This is a genomic window from Aliidongia dinghuensis, from assembly GCF_014643535.1.
Classification (GTDB): domain Bacteria; phylum Pseudomonadota; class Alphaproteobacteria; order ATCC43930; family CGMCC-115725; genus Aliidongia; species Aliidongia dinghuensis.
The window spans coordinates 452,057-471,210 of sequence record NZ_BMJQ01000004.1 but is presented as its reverse complement, the minus strand read 5'-3'; the positions used below and the strand labels follow the sequence as shown (position 1 = coordinate 471,210).

Sequence of the window (19,154 nt, the reverse complement as noted above, 5' to 3'; positions counted from 1 at the left end):
CCGACGCCACTGGGCTTGCGAAAGCTCGTACCGCTTGGTCATCAACCAGACCCCAGATCGAAGAATCTGGCGTCTCATGAATCACATATTCAGCCATCCGTGAATCCTGAATGTCGATTGATCCTAGTGCGACACCGCGCACTCAGCCGACGAAATTTTCCAGGAATGGCCACGGCCTAGAGAGAGTCAACCGAGACAACGGCCTTCGGCGCCGCTGTCTTCGGCGACCTCTTCATGCGCGTGCTGCTCATGCTGCTCATCGCAGCATTTGTCGAAATCGGCCGGGGGGAGGAAACCACCATGGCGAGGCAATAAAATGCGCAAAATCATCCAGAAATATGCACTGATGACTCTTCATTCAGTCGTCGTGATCACAGCTCTGGCGGCCTGTTCGAGCTACACGCCGGCCGAACGAGCCCAATGGCAAGACTTCCAGGCGCAAAGGAGCTGGGGGCCTTTCGGCGAATAAGCCCGTCGTCGCGCCGTCCCGACGCACATTCGCAGTGGGTGGGTTGGTCGTCGGGTTCGGCTTAGTGTCGTTGTGGCAAACCGACCGGCTCTCACGAACACCGGCTGCCGCTTCATCGAAGCGTTCGGCGTGGTACGCGATCCGCGACTGTTCCACGTTCAGTCGTGCTGGCTCGACGCTGACACGCTCTCAACCGCTTCCCCAGTGGCTCAGTCGCTCGTCGTCCATTCGACGTCGGCGCCGAGCGAGCGGAGGTTCTCGGCGAAGCGCGGATGGGCGCGGCGGATCGGCGTCGCGTTCTTGATGACCGAGCGGCCATCGATGCTGGCGGCCAGCATCAGGAGCGCGATCGACACGCGGATGATGTAGGGGCTCTCGACCTCGGCCGGGATCAGCGGATGGCCGCCGAACGTGATGAGCCGATGCGGATCCGACAGGAACGTGTGCGCGCCGAACTTGGAGAGCTCGACCGACCAGCCGAGCGCCCCGTCATAGACCTTGTTCCAGAACATGACGCTGCCCTCGGCCTTGACCCCGAGCGCGATGAAGATCGGCAGCAGGTCGACCGGCAGATAGGGCCAGGGGGCGGCCTCGACCTTGGTCAGCATGTTCTGGGTGAACGGGCGGCGCACCTTCAGGGGCCCGTTCGTCTCGGCGCGCGACCAGCCGTCCTCGTGATGGACGGCGATGCCGAACTTGGCGAAGGTCCGGTCGATCAGCGGGAACTGCTCAGCCTGGGAATTCTTGACCGCGATATTGCCGCCGGTGATGCCGCCCAGCGCCAGGAAGGTCGCGATCTCGTGGAAATCCTCGGCGAAGGTGAAGTCGCCGCCGCTCAAGCCTTCGACGCCGTGGATGGTGAGCTGCGACGTGCCGATGCCTTCGATCCGGGCGCCCAGCATTGCCATGAAGCGGCAGAATTCCTGGACATGCGGCTCGGAAGCGGCGTTGGTGAGCTTCGACGTGCCCTCGGCCAGCGCCGCGCACAGCACGAAATTCTCGGTCGTCGTAACCGAGGCATAGTCGAGCCAGTGGCGGGTCGCCTGCAGCGGGCGATGGGCGCGGATGACGAGCGAGCCCTCGGTGCGTTCGACTGCGGCGCCGAATCGGGCCAGCACCTCGACATGGGGATCGATCTCGCGCACGCCGAGCGTGCAGCCCTTGACGTCGTCTTCGATACGGGCGACGCCGAACCGGTGCAGCAGCGGCGGCACCAGCATGATCGACGAGCGCATCTGCTCCGGCAGCCGGTGCAGCTTCGCGTCGAACACCGTGTCGTGGTGGCGGATCACGACCAGGCCGTTCGTGAGGTCGGCCTCGACCTCGCTGCCCAGCACCCGGAAGATCTCCAGGATCTTGTTGACGTCGGTGATGTCGGGCACGCCGTGGAGACGGATCGTCTCCTGGGTGAGCAGCGTCGCGCACAGGATCGGCAGCACGGCGTTCTTGTTCGCCGAAGGAACGATCCGGCCGCTGAGAGGGCGGCCGCCGTGCACGATCAGATTGGCCATATCTGGGACTTTCCGGGGGAGGCTGGCGATCCCGGGCGGGACCGCCCGGACCCGATGATGAGAGCAGAAGGATGTGGCGGAATTCGGGCCGTCAGCGTCCCGCGGCGAAGCGTTTCGCCTCCTCGGCGGCGCGCACCAGCGCCTTCGACTTGTTGACGGACTCCTGGTACTCGGCCTCCGGGTCGCTGTCGGCGACGACGCCGCCGCCGGCCTGGATCACGAGCTTGCCGTCCTTCAGGACCGCGGTCCTGAGTGCGATGCAGGTGTCCATCGCGCCCGAGCCGCCGAAATAGCCGATGGCGCCGCCATAGATGTTGCGCCGCTCGGGCTCGAGCTCGTCGATGATCTCCATGGCGCGCACCTTGGGCGCACCCGAGACCGTGCCGGCGGGGAAGCCCGCCATCAGCGCGTCCAGCATGTCGCCGCGCGCCGGATCGAGCTGGCCCTCGACCGTCGAGCAGATGTGCATGACGTGGCTGTAGCGCTCGACGATCATCTGCTCGACGACCTTGACCGTGCCGATCTTGGCGACCCGGCCGACGTCGTTGCGCGCAAGATCGAGCAGCATCAGATGCTCGGCCAGTTCCTTGGGGTCGGCGAGCAGGTCGGCGGCGAGCGCCGCGTCCTCGGCCGCATCGACGCCGCGGCGGCGCGTGCCGGCGATCGGCCGGATCGTGACCTTGTCGTCGCGGAGCCGCACGAGGATCTCCGGGCTCGAGCCCACGACGCTGAAGTCACCGAAATCGAGGAAGAACAGGAACGGCGAGGGGTTCAAGCGCCGGAGCGCGCGGTAGAAGGTCAAGGGCGGCAGCCGGAACGGCACGGTGAAGCGCTGGGACGGCACGACCTGGAAGATGTCGCCGGCGCGGATGTACTCCTTCGCCCGTTCCACCATCTCGTGATACTGGCCGCGCGTCAGGTTGGTCGCGGGCTCCGGCGTGTGGTCGACGTCTTCCTCGCGCTCGGCGCGATAGGGCAGCGAGCGGCCGAAATCGGCGACGACGTCGGCCAGGCGCTCGCGCGCATGGGCGTAGGCCACCTTCGGATCGGCGCCCTCGTTCGGCCAGACCGGCGTCACGACGGTCACCCGGTCGGCGATATTGTCGAAGATCGCGACCACGGTCGGGCGGATCAGCAGCCCGTCGGGCACACCCAGCGTGTCGGGATTGGTGTCGGGCAGCCGCTCGACCCGGCCGATCATGGCATAGCCCAGATAGCCGAAGAGGCCGCTTGCCATCGGCGGCAGCGGTGCCGGGATCGCGACGCGGCTCTCGTCGATAAGCCGGCGCAGCGAGGCGAGCGGCCCGTCGGGTGACGGCTCGAACGCATCGGCGTCGATGCGCGCCTGCCGGTTGATCTCGACCTTCTCGCCCCGGCAACGCCAGATCAGGTCGGGCTTCAAGCCGATGAAGGAATAGCGGCCGCGCACGGCGCCACCTTCGACCGATTCGAACAGGAAGCTGTTCGGCCGGCCGTCGGCAAGCTTCATCAGCGCCGAGACGGGCGTCTCCAGGTCGGCGACCAGGGTGGTCCAGACCAAGACGGCCTCGCCGCGGGCGTGGGCCTCGGCAAAGCCGGCGTAGTCAGGCAGCGTCTGCATCGGGCCGTTCCTGTCAGAAGAGAGTGGCGATCCGGTCACGCCGAACCACGACCGGGTGCAGCTTGCGCAACGCCTGGTCGAACTCGCTCAGCATATCCTCGCCGATCTGCTGGGTCAGCTGTCCGTCGAGGGCATCGACGCCGGCCTTATCCGCCGCGGGATCGACCGGTTGAATCTCCTTGAGCTGCGCCACGAACTGGCCGTCCGGCGCCTGCACCGCGGCGACGCCGCCCGGCTTCAGGTCGAACATCTTGGCGACGACGCTGGCCGGCACGCCGGCCTGGTTGCCCGGCGCCGTGCGGATGAACGGCTTCGTCGTCGACAGCTGCAGCTTCTGCGCCGCGGCGAGCTTGGCGAGCGGCTCATCGGGCTTCACCTGGTCGGCGAGCGCCTTCGCTTGAGCCGCGACCTTGGCTGCCCGCTGGTCGTCGGTCCAGGCCGCCTTGACCTGCTCCTTGATCGTGTCGAGCGGCTTCAGCGTCGGCGGTGTCACCGTATCGGTCCGCACGAGATAGAACGAGCCGTTCGGCACCTGCTCGAGCCCGCTCGTCTGGCCCTGCGAGGTCTGGAATGCGGTCTTGATGAGCGCGTCGGCCGCGATCGTGTACTCGGGCAGCGGCTTGCCGTCCGGGTCCTGGCCGTTGGCGTCGGCCGTCTTCACCGTATAGGGCTTGAGCTTGAACTGCTGGGCGATCGTCGGGATATCGGCGCCGGCGGCGATCGCGTCCTCGACCTTGTTCGACAGCGCGTAGAGCGCGTCCGATTCCGCCTCGTGGCGCGCCTCGGCTTCGAGCTGCGGGCGGACCTCCTCGAAGCTCTTGCCGCCGCCCGGCTCGATGCCGGCGATCTTGACGACATGCCAGCCGAATGCGGTCTGGACCGGCTTCACGACCTCGCCGTCCTTGGCGGCGAACACCGGCCCCGCCAGCTCCTGCGGCAGCTGCTTGGCCGTGACCGAGCCGAGGTCGGTAGCAGAGGGGTCGGCCTTGGTCAGATCCTGCGCCAACTTGACGAAGTCCTTGCCCTGGGCGAGCTCGGCCTCGGCATCCTGCGCCGCCTTCTCATCCTTGAAGATCATCTGCAGCAGATGGCGCTTCTCGGGTTTGGTGAACTCGTCCGCGCGCTTGGCATACTCGTCCTTGAGCTGGGCCTCGTCGATCTTGACGTCGCCCGCCACGTCGGCCGGTGTCAAGGCGAGCGCCGTGAAGCCGCGATATTCCGGCGCGGTGAAGGCGTCGTGGTGGGCGTCGTAATAGGCCTTGATCGCGGCATCGTCGGGCGCCGGGATGTCCTTGACGGCGTTCGACGGCAGGAACACCCAGTCGGCGACGCGCTTCTCGCCGCGCAGGCGGTAGATGAGGTCCGCCAGCGCCTCCGGCGCCTTCGCCCCGCCGCCGGCCACGGTTGCGAGATCGATGCGCGGCTGCTCGCTGCGCAGGAGGGCCACGAAACTCTGCTCGGTGTAACCCGCCTGGTTGAGCCGCATCACGAACGAGCCGCGGTCGAACTGGCCTTGCGCATTCTTGAACGCCGGCTCGTTCTGGATCAGCAGCCCAACTTCCTTGTCGCCGACCGCGAGATTGAGGCGCTCCGCCTCCTGGTCCAGCACCGTCTGCGAGATCAGTCCGTCGACCGCCCGGTCAATGACGCCGAACGCCTTGGCTTGCTCCATGTCGAAATTGCCGCCGAATTGCTGGCGCATGCGTTCGACTTGTTGGCGCACCGTCCGCTGCACGACATCGCCGGTGATCTTGTGGCTGCCCACGGTCGCCACTGTCGTGTCCTGCGGCGTTTGACGCAGGAAGTCGCCAATGCCCCAGATACCGAAGCTCAAGATCAAAAGGACGAACAGGACCTTGACGATGAAAGACCCGGCCTTGGAGCGGATGAATTGAAGCATTGCAGACTGAACCGTTATGGTGCGCCCGGCGGCGCGCATCGCACCCGAAAGAAGGTGCCGGACCATAAAGCGCCCGCAGCGGGCCCGGCAACTCGGAAATGACGCTGGACGCGGGCCGGTCAATAAGAATAGCCGGAACCGGCGAGAACCAAGTGGAGAAGCAATGAACTCGGCACGGCGGCCGCTGATCGCGGCCAATTGGAAGATGAATGGCCTCAAGGCCGACGGTACGGCGCTTGCGGGCGCGGTTGCGGCACGGGCGAAGGCCGTGGGGACGGCGCTCGCCGGCGACATTCTCATTTGCCCCCCGGCAACACTGATCGACGCCGTGGCCGAGGCCCTGGCCGACAGTCCCGTCGCGCTGGGTGGTCAGGATTGCAGCGCGGAGCCGAGCGGCGCTTTCACCGGCGACATCGCCGCCGCCATGTTGCGCGATCTCGGCTGCAGTACCGTCATCGTCGGCCATTCCGAGCGGCGCGCGGGACACCACGAGACCGACGCGGCCGTGCGCGCCAAGGCGACGGCGGCCTTGGCCGAGGGACTGACCGCGATCGTCTGCGTCGGTGAAACCGCGACGGAACGTGACGAAGGCCGCGCGCTCGACGTGGTCGGCGGCCAGGTGCTGGGCTCCGTGCCGGACGGGGCGACCGCCGCCACCCTGGTCGTGGCCTACGAGCCGGTCTGGGCGATCGGCACGGGCCGGGTCCCGACGCTCGACGACATCGCGGCGATGCATCGGCATATCCGGGAACTGCTCGCCGGCAAGGTCGTGGGCGGCGTCGACGTCCGGATCCTCTACGGCGGCTCGGTCAAGCCGTCGAACGCCCGGGAGATCCTGGCGCTCGACGACGTGGACGGCGCGCTCGTCGGCGGCGCCAGCCTCAAGGCCGACGAGTTCTGGGCGATCGTCGAGGCCGCACCCCGCCGTTAGGCCGAGAGCGGCGGCGGCCCTAAGGACGGGCCGCCGCGCCCACGCCGTGGCGGGCGAGGATCTCGCTGAGCCGGTCGAGCGGCAGCGCCTTCAGCACATGGCCGTCCGCGCCCTTGAGCGTCACCGCCTGCAGCATGGCGTTGTAGATCGCCTCCTCGGTCGCCTCCATCACCGCCTGGAACAGCGGCGACATCTGGTCGTTCGGCAGGTCCGCCAGCTCCGCGACCGCGCTGCGCCGGGCCACCGTGCGCCGGACGCTCTCGGCCGTCGAGAAGGCAAGGGCGTAGTCGCCCGAACCGTTGGTCATGGGCGAGCCGGTGACGGCGATGCCGTTGAACGCCCGGCGGGCGAGGCGCGTCAGATTGCGGTCTGACAGCGGCGCGTCGGTCGCGATCACGACGACGATCGAGCCGTCGGGTTTGATCTCCTCGGCGGCACCTTTCAGGTAATAGCGTCCCAGCTCCTTGCCGACCGGCGCGCCGGCGATGGTCAGCACGCCGCCATAGTTGGTCTGGACCAGGACCCCGACTGTGTAGCCGCCGTATGCCGCGGGCAAGCGGCGCGAGCTCGTGCCGATGCCGCCCTTCCAGCCGAACGCCTGCGTGCCGGTGCCGCCGCCGACATTGCCCTCGGCGACCGGGCCGCCGGTGGCCGTCTCGATCGCCTTCAGCACGTCTTCCTTGGTCACGCGGCGCGCGCGAATCGCATTCAGGTAACCGTCGTTGGTCTCGCCGACGACGGCATTGACGCTGCGGACCTCCTCGTTGCCCGGCTGTGCCAGCGTCCATTCAACGGCGCCGGCGATGGCCTCGGCGACCGAGAGCGTGTTGGTCAGCACGATCGGCGTCTCGAGCTCGCCCAATTCACCGATCTGGGTCGAGCCCGCGAACTTGCCGAAGCCGTTGCCGACCGCGAATCCGGCCGGGACCTTGTCCTGATAGAGATTGCCGCCGTGCGGCAGGATGGCGGTGACGCCGGTGCGGATGTCGGCGCCCTCGATGAGCGTCACCTGGCCGACGCGCACGCCCGCGACATCGGTGATGGCGTCGAGCGGCCCAGGCGGCAGCACGCCGGCCGTGATGCCCAGCTCGCGGGCCCGCGGCCGGCCGCCTTGCGGCTCGGCGCCGGAGGCGGGAGTACCAATAACCAACAGCAACCCCATCAAAAATGCGACGCCGAGAGGCTTCATCGCCCGCCATCTCATTAGAATATGCGAGGGGATATTGCCGGTTGCGAGACGCGGTCGCCAGCGCCGCGCAACGCCCCATCCGAGGAGGCATGCGCTCCGGACATTGCCCGAACGGTCGAGGACACTAGCCATCGGCAAGCGAACCGACTAGATAAGCTCGATACACGGGCGACGTCCCCTTGGCCGGCAGGGCGGGGGCGCCGCCCGCTCGGCTTTTTCGGGCCGGCCTCGGGCGATCTTCCCACGGGATGATCCCCTCGGGGAGCGGCGTACAGGATCGAAGTCTTCCGCCATGATGATCGTCGTTCTCGTTGTCCATGTGCTCTTGGCCGTAGCACTGATCGGCGTCGTGCTGATCCAGAAGAGCGAGGGCGGCGGCCTCGGTCTCGGCAGCGGCGGGGGCGGCGGCATGTCCGGCTTCATGACCGGCCGGTCGACCGCGAATCTCCTGACCCGCACCACGGCGATCCTGGCCGGCTGCTTCATGGCGACGAGCGTGCTGCTCGCGATTCTGGCCGCCCGGCAGCACACGAGCGGCGTCTCGATTCTCGACCAGATTCCGGCCCAGAGCGCACCAGCAAGCGCGCCCGCAACCCAGCCGGTGGCTCCGGCCACTCCGGCGGCGCCGACGCCGACCCCGCCGACTCAGCCGAGCGTTCCGCTGTCGAAATGATTTAACCGCTTTGGCGGGCACGTTTATCTGTCGTTTGATGGTTTGGTTGTTGTAGGGTGATTGTCCATGACGCGGTTCATTTTCATTACCGGCGGCGTGGTCTCCTCTCTCGGCAAGGGACTTTCCTCGGCCGCTCTGGGCGCCCTCCTGCAGGCGCGCGGCTTCAAGGTCCGCCTGCGTAAGCTCGACCCCTACATCAACGTCGACCCGGGCACGATGAGCCCGTACCAGCACGGCGAGGTGTTCGTCACCGACGACGGTGCGGAGACCGATCTCGATCTGGGGCATTACGAGCGCTACACGGGTGTGTCGGCCCGGCGCAGCGACAGTGTGACGACGGGCCGGATCTATTCGACGGTGATCGGGCGCGAGCGGCGCGGCGAATATCTGGGTGCGACCGTCCAGGTCATCCCGCACATCACCGACGCCATCAAGGAATTCATCCAGGCCGACATCACGGACGAGGATTTCGTGCTGTGTGAGATCGGCGGCACGGTCGGTGACATCGAAAGCCTGCCGTTCCTGGAAGCGATCCGGCAGCTCGCGAACGAGCTCGGCAAGGAACGCACGATGTTCGTGCACCTGACGCTCGTGCCCTACATCCCGGCCGCGGGCGAGCTCAAGACCAAGCCGACCCAGCATTCGGTCAAGGAACTGCTCGGCCTCGGCATCCAGCCGGATGTGCTGCTCTGCCGCTGCGACCGCGAGATTCCGCTCGGTCAGCGCAAGAAGATTGCGCTGTTCTGCAACATCCGCGAGGAGCGGGTGATACAGGCGCTCGACGTCGACACGATCTACCAGGTGCCGATCGCCTATCACGACGAAGGCTTCGACACCGCGGTCTGCAGCTACTTCGGCATCGAGACGCCGCCGGTCAACCTCACGCGCTGGCAGTCGATCGTCTCGAACGTGCGCAAGCCCGAGGGCGAGGTCACGATCGCGGTCGTCGGCAAGTACATCAACCTGCTCGACGCCTATAAGTCGCTGGCCGAGGCGCTGACCCACGGCGGCATCGCCAATCATGTCCAGGTCAAGCTGCGCTGGATCGATTCCGAGATCTTCGAGTCGGAGGACGCGGTCCATCACCTGACCGGCGTCAACGGCATCCTGGTGCCGGGCGGCTTCGGCGAGCGCGGCACCGAGGGCAAGGTGCAGGCCGTGACCTTCGCGCGCGAGCGCAACGTGCCGTTCTTCGGCATCTGCTTCGGCATGCAGATGGCGGTCATCGAGGCGGCGCGCAATCTCGCCGGCCTGTCGAGCGCGAGCTCGACCGAATTTGGGCCCTGCGACGTGCCGGTCGTGGGCCTGATGACGGAATGGACGCGCGGCAACGAGCTCGAGACGCGGACGGCCGACAGTGATCTCGGCGGCACGATGCGGCTCGGCGCCTATGACGCGGTGCTGGCACCCGGCAGCCGGGTCGCGGACGCCTATGGCGCCGTGGCGATCTCGGAGCGGCACCGGCATCGCTATGAAGTGAACATCCGCTACAAGGACAAGCTCGAGGCGGCCGGCCTCAAGTTCTCGGGCATGTCGCCCGACGGCGTGCTGCCCGAGATCGTCGAATTCCCGAACCATCCCTGGTTCATCGGCGTGCAGTTCCATCCGGAACTGAAGTCGAAGCCGTTCGAGCCGCATCCGCTGTTCACGGCGTTCATCCGCGCGGCACTCGAGCAGTCGCGGCTCGTCTAAAGCCAGAAGAGGGGCTTGCCCATGTCGTCCGTCACGCCCCGGTCCGTCGAGATCGGCAAGCTCACGCTCGCGAACGATCGGCCGTTCGTGCTGATCGCCGGCCCCTGCCAGCTGGAATCGCGCGAACATGCGCTCGAGACCGCGGCGGCGCTGGTCGAGATGACGGCCAAGCTCGGCCTCGGCCTCATCTATAAGACCTCGTTCGACAAGGCGAACCGCACCTCGCTCACCTCGGCGCGCGGCATCGGGCTCGAGAAGGGGCTGCCGATCCTGGCCGAGATCCGCGAGAGCCTCGGCTGCGCCACCATCACCGACGTGCATCTGCCGGAACAATGTCAGCCCACGGCCGAGGCGGTCGACGTGCTGCAGATCCCGGCCTTCCTGTCGCGCCAGACCGACCTGATCCTGGCCGCGGCCTCGACCGGCGCCGCACTCAACATCAAGAAGGGCCAGTTCCTGGCACCCTGGGACATGGCGAATGTCGCGAAGAAGGCCGCGAGCACCGGCAATCATCGCGTCCTGCTGTGCGAGCGCGGCGTCAGCTTCGGCTACAACACGCTCGTCTCCGACATGCGGTCGCTGCCGATCCTGGCCGAGACCGGCTATCCCGTGATCTTCGATGCGACCCATTCGGTGCAGCAGCCGGGCGGGCAGGGTGCGACCAGCGGCGGCGAGCGCCGCTTCGTGCCGGTGCTGGCGCGCGCTGCACTCGCGGTCGGCGTCGCCGGCGTGTTCATGGAAACCCATCCCGATCCGGACGCGGCGCCCTCCGACGGCCCGAACATGGTGCCGATGCGCGCCATGCCGGCGCTCCTGGAAACTCTCGTCGCCTTCGACCGTTTGTCGAAGGCCAATCCGATCCCGACGCTCTGACGGCCGGTCTCGACATCCAGTCTCGACATCCAGTCTCCGGCCGTTTTCTTTTGCGAAAAACCTCTCCCAAAGGAGTCCGACCGATGTCCGCCATCCTCGACATCCATGCCCGCGAGATTCTCGACAGTCGCGGCAACCCGACCGTCGAGGTCGATGTCACGCTCGAGAGCGGCAGCGTCGGCCGGGCTGCCGTGCCGTCGGGTGCCTCGACTGGCGCCCATGAGGCGGTCGAGCTCAGGGACGGCGACAGCGCCCGCTATCTCGGCAAGGGCGTGCAGAACGCGGTCGATGCCGTCAACGGCGAGATCTTCGATGCGCTCTCCGGCCAGGATGCCGACGACCAGATCGGCATCGATCAACTGCTGATCGATCTCGACGGCACGCCCAACAAGTCGCGGCTCGGTGCCAACGCCATCCTCGGCGTCAGCCTGGCCTGCGCCAAGGCGTCGGCCGACGAGGTGTCGATGCCGCTGTTCCGCTATGTCGGCGGCGTCTATGCCCGCACCCTGCCGGTGCCGCTCATGAACGTCATCAACGGCGGCGCGCACGCCGACAACCCGATCGACATCCAGGAATTCATGATCATGCCGGTCGGCGCCGACACCCTGTCGGACGCGATCCGGGTCGGCGCCGAAGTGTTCCACTCGCTGAAGAAGCAGCTGAAGGCGGCCGGCCACAACACCAACGTCGGCGACGAAGGCGGCTTCGCGCCGAACCTCGCCTCGGCCGACGAGGCGCTGGGCTTCCTCATGAAGGCGATCGAGAGCGCCGGCTACAAGCCGGGCGACGATGTGGTGCTGGCGCTCGACGTGGCCTCGACCGAGTTCTTCAAGAGCGGCGTCTATCACCTTGAAGGCGAAGGCAAGAAGCTCGATAGCGACGGCATGGTGCGCTACATCGAGGATCTGGTCACGCGCTACCCGATCGTCTCGGTCGAGGACGGCATGGCCGAGGATGATTGGGAAGGCTGGGCGGCGCTCACTGCCGCGATCGGCAAGAAGACCCAGCTCGTCGGCGACGATCTGTTCGTGACCAATCCGAAGCGGCTCACCGACGGCATCGCGCGCGGCACGGCCAACTCGATCCTGGTCAAGGTCAACCAGATCGGCACGCTGTCGGAAACGCTCGAGGCGGTCCAGCGGGCCCAGCGCGCCGGCTATACCGCCGTCATGTCGCACCGCTCGGGCGAGACCGAGGACGCAACCATCGCCGACCTCGCGGTCGCGACCAATTGCGGCCAGATCAAGACCGGCTCGCTCTCGCGCTCCGACCGTCTCGCCAAGTACAACCAGCTGATCCGCATCGAGGAATTGCTGGGCGATTCGGCCCGTTACGCCGGCCGCTCCGTCCTGCGCGGCTGAGCCGCGCCGAGTCGCGCTTCGGAATCCGCCCGCACCGCGGGTTCCGAGGCGGACTCTCTCGACCTCGGGTTGGCCGCATCCAGCCAAACGATGACTGGATGAGTATTTGGACAATCTCTTGGAGTGATTTTGGCTTCACTGGGCCATGCCGCAGTTGACCGGTCCGGTCCAGACATGATTCTCTCATTGTTATGGAAATACGCCGACATCTCCGCCGGCAGGCGCATGCGATCGTGGGGCCGCTCATCGGCCTCACGCTCGCGTGCTATTTCGCCTATCACCTGGTCGAGGGAGATCGCGGGCTGATCGCCTGGGTGCGTCTTACCCAGCAGATCCGCGCGGCGAAGGTCGAACAGGCGCGCGTGCACGAGGAACGGCTCGAGGCGGCACACCGCGTCTCGCTGCTGCGGCCGGAGCATCTCGATCCCGACCTGCTCGACGAGCAGGCGCGTGCAGCCCTCAACCTGATCGGCCCGGGCGAGGTCGTCATCCTCAACAACGACGGCCAGCCGAAGTAATCCCTCGGGCTCAGCCCACCGTCGTCCCAATCCATTCGAGCACCTGCGGCAGGACGCTGTCCATGGCGAGGTGGCCGGCGGCATCGATGCGCAGGAAGCGCTTCGGCTCGGGCGCCAGCGCAAACAGCTTTTCTGCGAAGCGGAGGGGAATGATCTGGTCGGCGCTGCCGTGCACCATAAGGATCGGCGCTCTGACTTTGCCGATCTTGAGGTCGGAGCGGAACGGGTCGCGGAGCAGAGGGCGAACGGGAAACATCCAGTAGTGTGCTGCGGCCACGTCGGCGACTGAGGAATAGGGTGAGTCCAACACAAGGGCCGCGCATTCGTGCCGGGCGGCGAGGGCGACCGCGACGCCGGTGCCAAGCGACTCTCCCAGGATGATCAGCCGTTGCGGGGCCACACCGCGGCCGAGCACATCGCGATAAGCCGCTTCGGCATCCCGATGCAGCCCCGCTTCGGTCGTGGTGCCAGTCGAGCCCGGATAGCCGCGATATTCGACCGCCAGCAGCCCGACACCACTCTCCGTCAGGGTGCGGAACCGCACGATACGGTCGGCAAGCGCGCCGCCGTTGCCGTGGAAGTAGAGGATGAGCGGCCGCCCCTCCGCTGGCGGGACGAACCAGGCGTGGAGCCGTTCGCCGTCGTCGGTCTCGATCGCCGTCGCCTCGCCGCGTGGCAACCCCGCTTCGCCTGGCGTCAGGGCCGGCCCTCTCGGGAAGTAGAGGAAGTTGCGCTGCGCCAGCGTCAGGATGCCGAGCGCCGCCAGATAGGTGACGAGGCCCAGGAGGGCCAGCCATTTGATCAAAGGCACGAGATCCCTCTTTTGTTCGCTTCCTGATGGTGCCGGGTTCCCCGCGCCCTTGTCATCGCCCCCGGATGCTCTATGTGAATTTCGTGTGTCGGATGCGCGCGTTTTCGGCGGGCATGTGCCGTCTTTTTTCGCCTTTCCAGCAGCTTAACCAAAAGTTGGTTAAATTTGTTTTTGCGTTGCAAAACAAACAATTAAACGGAAGTTGGTTGGCATTCCCGTTGCGCCGCACTATGGTCGGCCTCAGAACCGGAACGCCTGAGGGCGATTCCGGCGCCCTATCTGTCGATGCGCGTGGAGCAGTAGATGGCCCTGAAGCGTAGAACGAAGCCCGCCGCCGGCGAGGCCAAGACCCCCTCGGTCGAACAGCTCCTTAAATATTACCGCGAGATGTTGCTCATCCGCCGGTTCGAGGAAAAGGCCGGCCAGATGTACGGCATGGGCCTGATCGGCGGCTTCTGCCACCTCTACATCGGGCAGGAAGCGGTCGTGGTCGGCATGCAGAACGCGCTCGGGCTCGGCGACGGCATCATCACGAGCTATCGCGACCATGGCCACATGCTGGCCTGCGGCATGGACCCGAAGGGCGTCATGGCCGAGCTCACGGGCCGCAGCGGCGGTTATTCGCGCGGCAAGGGCGGCTCGATGCACATGTTCTCCAAGACCGAGCATTTCTACGGCGGCCACGGCATCGTCGGCGCCCAGATGCCGCTCGGCACCGGCATCGCGTTTGCCAACCGCTATCGCGGCAGCGACCGCGTTTCGGTCACTTATTGCGGCGACGGCGCCATCAATCAGGGCCAGGTCTACGAGAGCTTCAACATGGCGGCGCTGTGGAAGCTGCCCGTGATCTACGTCATCGAGAACAACAAGTACGGCATGGGCACCTCGGTGCAGCGCGCCTCCGCTTCGACCGAGCTCTTCAAGCGCGGTGCCGCCTACGGCATCCCGGGCAAGCAGGTCGACGGCATGGACGTGGTCGCCGTGCACGAGGCGGCCGATGAGGCCGTGGCCTTCGCCCGTGCCGGCAAGGGCCCGATCATCCTCGAGATGATGACCTACCGCTACCGCGGCCACTCCATGTCCGACCCGGCCAAGTACCGGTCGAAGGAGGAGGTGGCCAAGATGCGCACGGAGCACGACCCGATCGATCTCGTGCGCAAGCAGCTGATCGACGGCGGCCTCACCAACGAGGACGCGCTGAAGGCGATCGACAAGGAGGTCAAGGACCTGGTCACCGCCGCGGCCGAATTCGCCCAGGAAAGCCCGGAGCCGGATCCCGCCCAGCTCTGGACCGACGTCCTGGTCGAAGCCTGATTTGCCCCGCGTGCCGCGGCGGCGCCGTTCGCGCGCTGCCCGACACCGCGTCCGAACGATTGCATAAGGAAGAGCCACCGTGCCGATCCAGATCCTGATGCCCGCGCTGTCGCCGACCATGACCGAGGGCAAGCTCGCCAAATGGCTGAAAAAGGAAGGCGACGCCATCAAGGCCGGCGACGTTATTGCCGAGATCGAGACCGACAAGGCGACCATGGAGGTCGAGGCGGTCGACGAGGGCACCCTCGCGCAGATCCTGGTGCCGGAAGGGACCGAGAACGTCGCCGTCAACACGCCGATCGCGAGCCTGGCGGCTGATGGCGAAAGCGTCGATGCGGTGCCGGCGCCAGCGCCCGTTGCAGCCCCGGCGGCCGAGGCCCCTAAGGTGGAGGCCAAGGCGCCGGAAGCCAAGGCTCCTGCTGGCGCACCCAAGTCGGCCGTCATCGCGGCCGAGCCGGAATTCACCGGCAAGCATGTCCAGGTGACCGTGCGCGAGGCGCTGCGCGACGCCATGGCCGAGGAGATGCGCCGCGACAAGGACGTGTTCCTCCTGGGTGAGGAAGTGGCCGAGTACCAGGGCGCCTACAAGGTGAGCCAAGGCTTGCTCGACGAGTTCGGCGCGCAGCGTGTCATCGACACGCCCATCACCGAGATGGGCTTCGCCGGCCTTGCGGTCGGCGCCGCCTTTACCGGCCTGAAGCCGATCGTCGAGTTCATGACCTTCAACTTCGCCATGCAGGCGATCGACCAGATCATCAATTCGGCGGCGAAGACGCTCTACATGTCCGGCGGCCAGATGGGCTGCCCGATCGTGTTCCGCGGGCCGAACGGCGTCGCCTCGCGCGTGGCTGCCCAGCATTCGCAGTGCTATGCCAGCTGGTACGCCCATTGCCCGGGCCTGAAGGTGGTGGCGCCCTACTACGCGTCCGACGCCAAGGGCTTGCTTAAGGCTGCGATCCGCGACCCGAACCCGGTCATCTTCCTCGAGCACGAGCTCGTCTACGGCCAGACCCATGACGTGCCGGACCATCCGGACTGGATCGTGCCGATCGGCAAGGCGCGCGTGGTGAAGCCGGGCAAGGACGTCACCATCATCGCGTTCTCGCGCATGGTGCAATACGCGGTCGAGGCCGCAGCCAAGCTCGCCGATCAGGGCGTCGACGCCGAGGTGATCGACCTGCGCACGATCCGCCCGCTCGACATCGAGACCATCGTCAACTCGATCAAGAAGACCAATCGGGTCGTCTCGGTCGAGGAAGGCTGGCATTTCGCCGGCATCGGCAGCGAGATCGCCGCCGTCACCATGGAGCAGGCGTTCGACTGGCTCGACGCGCCGGTGAAGCGCGTCTACGGCGCCGACGTGCCGCTGCCCTATGCCGCCAACCTCGAGAAGCTGGCCCTGCCGCAGGTCGACGACATCGTCTCGGCCGCCAAGGAAGTCTGCTACCGCTGAGACCGGCGCGGGACGGCCGTCCCGCCGCTTTTCATGAACGAACGAGACCGGCGACGGCCACGACCGCTTGCCGGTCCCCTGCCAGGGGGATGCGATGCCGATTGAGATCCTGATGCCGGCGCTGTCGCCGACCATGACCGAGGGCAACCTCGCCAAATGGGTGAAGAAGGAGGGCGACGCCATCAAGGCCGGCGACGTCATCGCCGAGATCGAGACCGACAAGGCGACCATGGAGGTCGAGGCGGTCGACGAGGGCACGCTCGGCAAGATCGTCGTTGCCGAGGGCGCCCAGGGCGTCAAGGTCAACGAAGTGATCGCGCTGCTGCTGGAGGAAGGCGAGAGCGCCGACGCGCTCGGCAAGGCGCCGGCGCCCAAGGCGGCCGCGGCACCCGAGGCGCCAAAGGCCGAAGCCCCCAAGGCCGAGGCCCCGAAGGAAGCGGCGCCCGCGCCGAAGCCGGCCGCCGCCGACCACGGCGAGCGCATCTTCGCGACGCCGCTCGCCCGCCGCATGGCGGAGCAGGCCGGCGTCGATCTTTCGACCGTGACCGGCACCGGCCCGAACGGCCGCATCGTCAAGCTTGATATCGAGGCCGCCGCCGGCAAGCCCAAGGCAGCACCGGCCGCGGCGCCGCAGCCGGCTGCAGCCCCCGCCGCGGCGCCCGCTGCCGCCGCACCGATCCCGCTCGGCACGACCGCGGCCGCGCCCAAGGATCGCGTCGTCGCCCTCGCCGGCAACGTGCCCTATACCGAGATCCCGCACACGGGCATGCGCAAGACGATCGCCAAGCGCCTGACCGAGGCGAAGTCGACCGTGCCGCATTTCTACCTGACGGTGGATTGCGAGATCGACCAGCTGCTGAAGACCCGTGCCGAGCTCAACAGCCGGAGCGAGGGGCTCAAGATCTCGGTCAACGACTTCGTCATCCGCGCGTCGGCGCTGGCGCTGAAGAAGGTGCCGGAGGCGAACGCCTCCTGGTCCGACGAGGCGGCGCTGCAGTGGAAGCAGATCGACATCGCGGTCGCGGTCGCGATCGACGGCGGCCTCATCACGCCCATCGTGAAGCAGGCCGACACCAAGGGTCTGGCCACGATCTCGTCCGAGATGCGCGACCTGGGCGCTCGCGCCAAGGCCGGCAAGCTCAAGCTCGAGGAGTTCCAGGGCGGCACCTTCTCGATCTCGAACCTCGGCATGTTCGGCATCAAGGAATTCTCCGCCGTCATCAATCCGCCGCACGGCGCCATCCTCGCGGTGGGTGCCGGCGAGCAGCGCCCGGTCGTGAAGAACGGCGCGCTCGCCGTCGCGACCGTCATGTCCTGCACGCTCTCGGTCGACCATCGCGTGGTCGACGGCGCGGTGGGTGCCGCCTTCCTCAAGGCGTTCAAGGGTCTGATCGAAGATCCGCTGTCGATGCTGCTCTGAGAGAGGTCGGACCATGGCTGAACAGAATTTCGACCTCATCGTCGTCGGCGGCGGGCCGGGCGGCTATGTCGCCGCGATCCGCGCCGCCCAGCTCAAGATGAATGTGGCGGTGGTCGAGCGCGAGCACCTGGGCGGTATCTGCCTCAACTGGGGCTGCATCCCGACCAAGGCGCTCCTGCGCACGTCCGAGATCAACCACCTGCTGCATCACCTCGACGCCTACGGCTTCGCCGCGAAGGACGTGAGCTTCGACCTGGCCAAGATCGTCGACCGCTCGCGCAAGGTGGCGGGCCAGCTCTCCGGCGGTGTCAAGCATCTCCTGAAGAAGAACAAGGTGACGGTGTTCGACGGCTCGGGCCGCTTGGACGGTGTCGCCGGCGGCTTGCGCAAGCTCAAGGTCGAGAAGGACGGCAAGCCGGTTGCCGACCTCACCGCCAAGAACATCATCCTCGCAACCGGCGCCCGTGCGCGCCAGGCGCCGGGCATGGAGTCCGACGGCAAGCTGATCTGGACCTACAAGGACGCGATGGTGCCGAAGGAGCTGCCGAAGTCGCTGCTCGTCGTGGGATCCGGCGCCATCGGCATCGAGTTTGCGAGCTTCTATCACAATCTCGGCGTCGACGTGACCGTGGTCGAGATGCTGGATCGCGTGCTGCCGGTCGAGGACGAGGAGATCTCGGCTTTCGCCCGCAAGAGCTTCGAGAAGCAGGGCATGAAGATCCGCACCAGCGCCACGGTCAAGGACGTCAAGAAGGCGGCCAATTCCGTGACGGCGACGATCGAGGGCAACGGCAAGACCGAGACCATCACAGTCGAGCGGGTCATCATCGCGATCGGCATCGTCGGCAATGTCGAGGGCATCGGGCTCGAAGGCACCAAGGTGAAGGTCGACCGCACCCATGTGGTGACCGACGATCATCTGCGCACCGACGAACCCGGCATCTGGGCGATCGGCGACCTGGTCGGCCCGCCGTGGCTTGCGCACAAGGCGAGCCACGAGGGCGTCGTCGCGGTCGAGACCATCGCTGGCCTGCATCCGCACGTGATGGACGTGGCCAAGATCCCGGGCTGCACCTATTGCATGCCGCAGGTGGCGTCCGTCGGCCTGACCGAGGCCAAGGCCAAGGCGGAGGGGTATGAGGTCAAGGTCGGCCGCTTCCCCTATATCGGCAACGGCAAGGCGATCGCCTTGGGCGAGCCCGAGGGCATGATCAAGACCGTGTTCGATGCCAAGACCGGCGAACTCCTGGGCGCACACATGGTCGGCGCCGAGGTGACCGAGCTCATCCAGGGCTATGTCGTCGCCAAGAATCTGGAGTCGACCGAGAAGGAGCTGATGGAAACGATTTTCCCGCATCCCACCCTCTCGGAGATGATGCACGAGTCCGTGCTTGACGCCTACGGCCGCGTTATCCACTTCTAGAGCTTCGATCGGGGCT

Annotated in this window: 15 protein-coding genes; 10 read left to right on the top strand and 5 right to left on the bottom strand. The window is 66.8% G+C overall.

The window, feature by feature from the left end; all coding sequences use genetic code 11:
* Nucleotides 1-678 precede the first annotated feature (678 nt).
* The 3 genes from IEY58_RS10470 to IEY58_RS10460 form a co-directional block, all read right to left on the bottom strand.
* Entirely contained in the window at nt 679-1,980 is a 1,302-nt protein-coding gene (locus IEY58_RS10470; RefSeq protein ID WP_189045299.1) for a UDP-N-acetylglucosamine 1-carboxyvinyltransferase, read from the bottom strand.
* Nucleotides 1,981-2,071: 91 nt separating this feature from the next.
* Nucleotides 2,072-3,580: an anthranilate synthase component I gene (trpE, locus tag IEY58_RS10465; RefSeq protein ID WP_189045296.1), complete on the bottom strand. Its 1,509-nt coding sequence runs from the start codon at nt 3,578-3,580 to the stop codon at nt 2,072-2,074.
* 13 nt (nt 3,581-3,593) lie between these two features.
* Nucleotides 3,594-5,480, bottom strand: a complete 1,887-nt coding sequence (locus IEY58_RS10460) for a peptidylprolyl isomerase (RefSeq protein ID WP_189045294.1) — start codon at nt 5,478-5,480, stop codon at nt 3,594-3,596.
* Between the two features lie 163 nt (nt 5,481-5,643).
* Here IEY58_RS10460 and tpiA point away from each other — a divergent pair, with 163 nt between their 5' ends.
* Nucleotides 5,644-6,411: a triose-phosphate isomerase gene (gene tpiA / locus IEY58_RS10455; protein ID WP_189045292.1), complete on the top strand. Its 768-nt coding sequence runs from the start codon at nt 5,644-5,646 to the stop codon at nt 6,409-6,411.
* A gap of 19 nt (nt 6,412-6,430) precedes the next feature.
* Here the strand turns inward: tpiA and IEY58_RS10450 are convergent, their stop codons facing one another.
* On the bottom strand, nt 6,431-7,561 hold the full coding sequence (locus IEY58_RS10450) for a DmpA family aminopeptidase (RefSeq protein WP_229743633.1): 1,131 nt from the start codon (nt 7,559-7,561) through the stop codon (nt 6,431-6,433).
* Between the two features lie 331 nt (nt 7,562-7,892).
* Between IEY58_RS10450 and secG the strand changes: the two genes are divergently transcribed.
* From secG to IEY58_RS10425, 5 genes are all read left to right on the top strand, one after another.
* Nucleotides 7,893-8,273, top strand: a complete 381-nt coding sequence (gene secG, locus IEY58_RS10445; RefSeq protein ID WP_189045290.1) for a preprotein translocase subunit SecG — start codon at nt 7,893-7,895, stop codon at nt 8,271-8,273.
* Nucleotides 8,274-8,339: 66 nt separating this feature from the next.
* The gene (locus IEY58_RS10440) at nt 8,340-9,965 is read left to right on the top strand and encodes a CTP synthase (RefSeq protein WP_189045288.1); all 1,626 of its coding nucleotides are present in this window, start codon (nt 8,340-8,342) and stop codon (nt 9,963-9,965) included.
* Nucleotides 9,966-9,986: 21 nt separating this feature from the next.
* A complete protein-coding gene (kdsA, locus tag IEY58_RS10435; protein WP_189045286.1) occupies nt 9,987-10,838 on the top strand; it encodes a 3-deoxy-8-phosphooctulonate synthase in 852 nt (283 codons plus the stop codon).
* An 83-nt stretch (nt 10,839-10,921) separates the two neighbouring features.
* Nucleotides 10,922-12,199, top strand: a complete 1,278-nt coding sequence (gene eno / locus IEY58_RS10430; protein WP_189045284.1) for a phosphopyruvate hydratase — start codon at nt 10,922-10,924, stop codon at nt 12,197-12,199.
* Between the two features lie 233 nt (nt 12,200-12,432).
* Entirely contained in the window at nt 12,433-12,717 is a 285-nt protein-coding gene (locus IEY58_RS10425; protein WP_229743632.1) for an FtsB family cell division protein, read from the top strand.
* A 10-nt stretch (nt 12,718-12,727) separates the two neighbouring features.
* Here IEY58_RS10425 and IEY58_RS10420 read toward each other — a convergent pair whose 3' ends face one another.
* Nucleotides 12,728-13,528, bottom strand: coding sequence for an alpha/beta hydrolase (locus IEY58_RS10420; protein ID WP_189045281.1), 801 nt, complete (start codon nt 13,526-13,528; stop codon nt 12,728-12,730).
* Between the two features lie 303 nt (nt 13,529-13,831).
* On the opposite strand from IEY58_RS10420, the gene pdhA reads away from it, so the two are divergent.
* The 4 genes from pdhA to lpdA all read left to right on the top strand — a co-directional run bounded on the left by pdhA (nt 13,832) and on the right by lpdA (nt 19,138).
* Nucleotides 13,832-14,842, top strand: coding sequence for a pyruvate dehydrogenase (acetyl-transferring) E1 component subunit alpha (pdhA, locus tag IEY58_RS10415; RefSeq protein ID WP_189045279.1), 1,011 nt, complete (start codon nt 13,832-13,834; stop codon nt 14,840-14,842).
* A gap of 79 nt (nt 14,843-14,921) precedes the next feature.
* On the top strand, nt 14,922-16,295 hold the full coding sequence (locus tag IEY58_RS10410; RefSeq protein WP_189045277.1) for a pyruvate dehydrogenase complex E1 component subunit beta: 1,374 nt from the start codon (nt 14,922-14,924) through the stop codon (nt 16,293-16,295).
* Between the two features lie 94 nt (nt 16,296-16,389).
* Nucleotides 16,390-17,715: a pyruvate dehydrogenase complex dihydrolipoamide acetyltransferase gene (locus IEY58_RS10405; protein ID WP_189045275.1), complete on the top strand. Its 1,326-nt coding sequence runs from the start codon at nt 16,390-16,392 to the stop codon at nt 17,713-17,715.
* Nucleotides 17,716-17,728: 13 nt separating this feature from the next.
* Complete coding sequence (gene lpdA / locus IEY58_RS10400) at nt 17,729-19,138, top strand: dihydrolipoyl dehydrogenase (RefSeq protein WP_189045274.1); 1,410 nt, start codon at nt 17,729-17,731, stop codon at nt 19,136-19,138.
* The last annotated feature ends 16 nt before the right edge of the window (nt 19,139-19,154 follow it).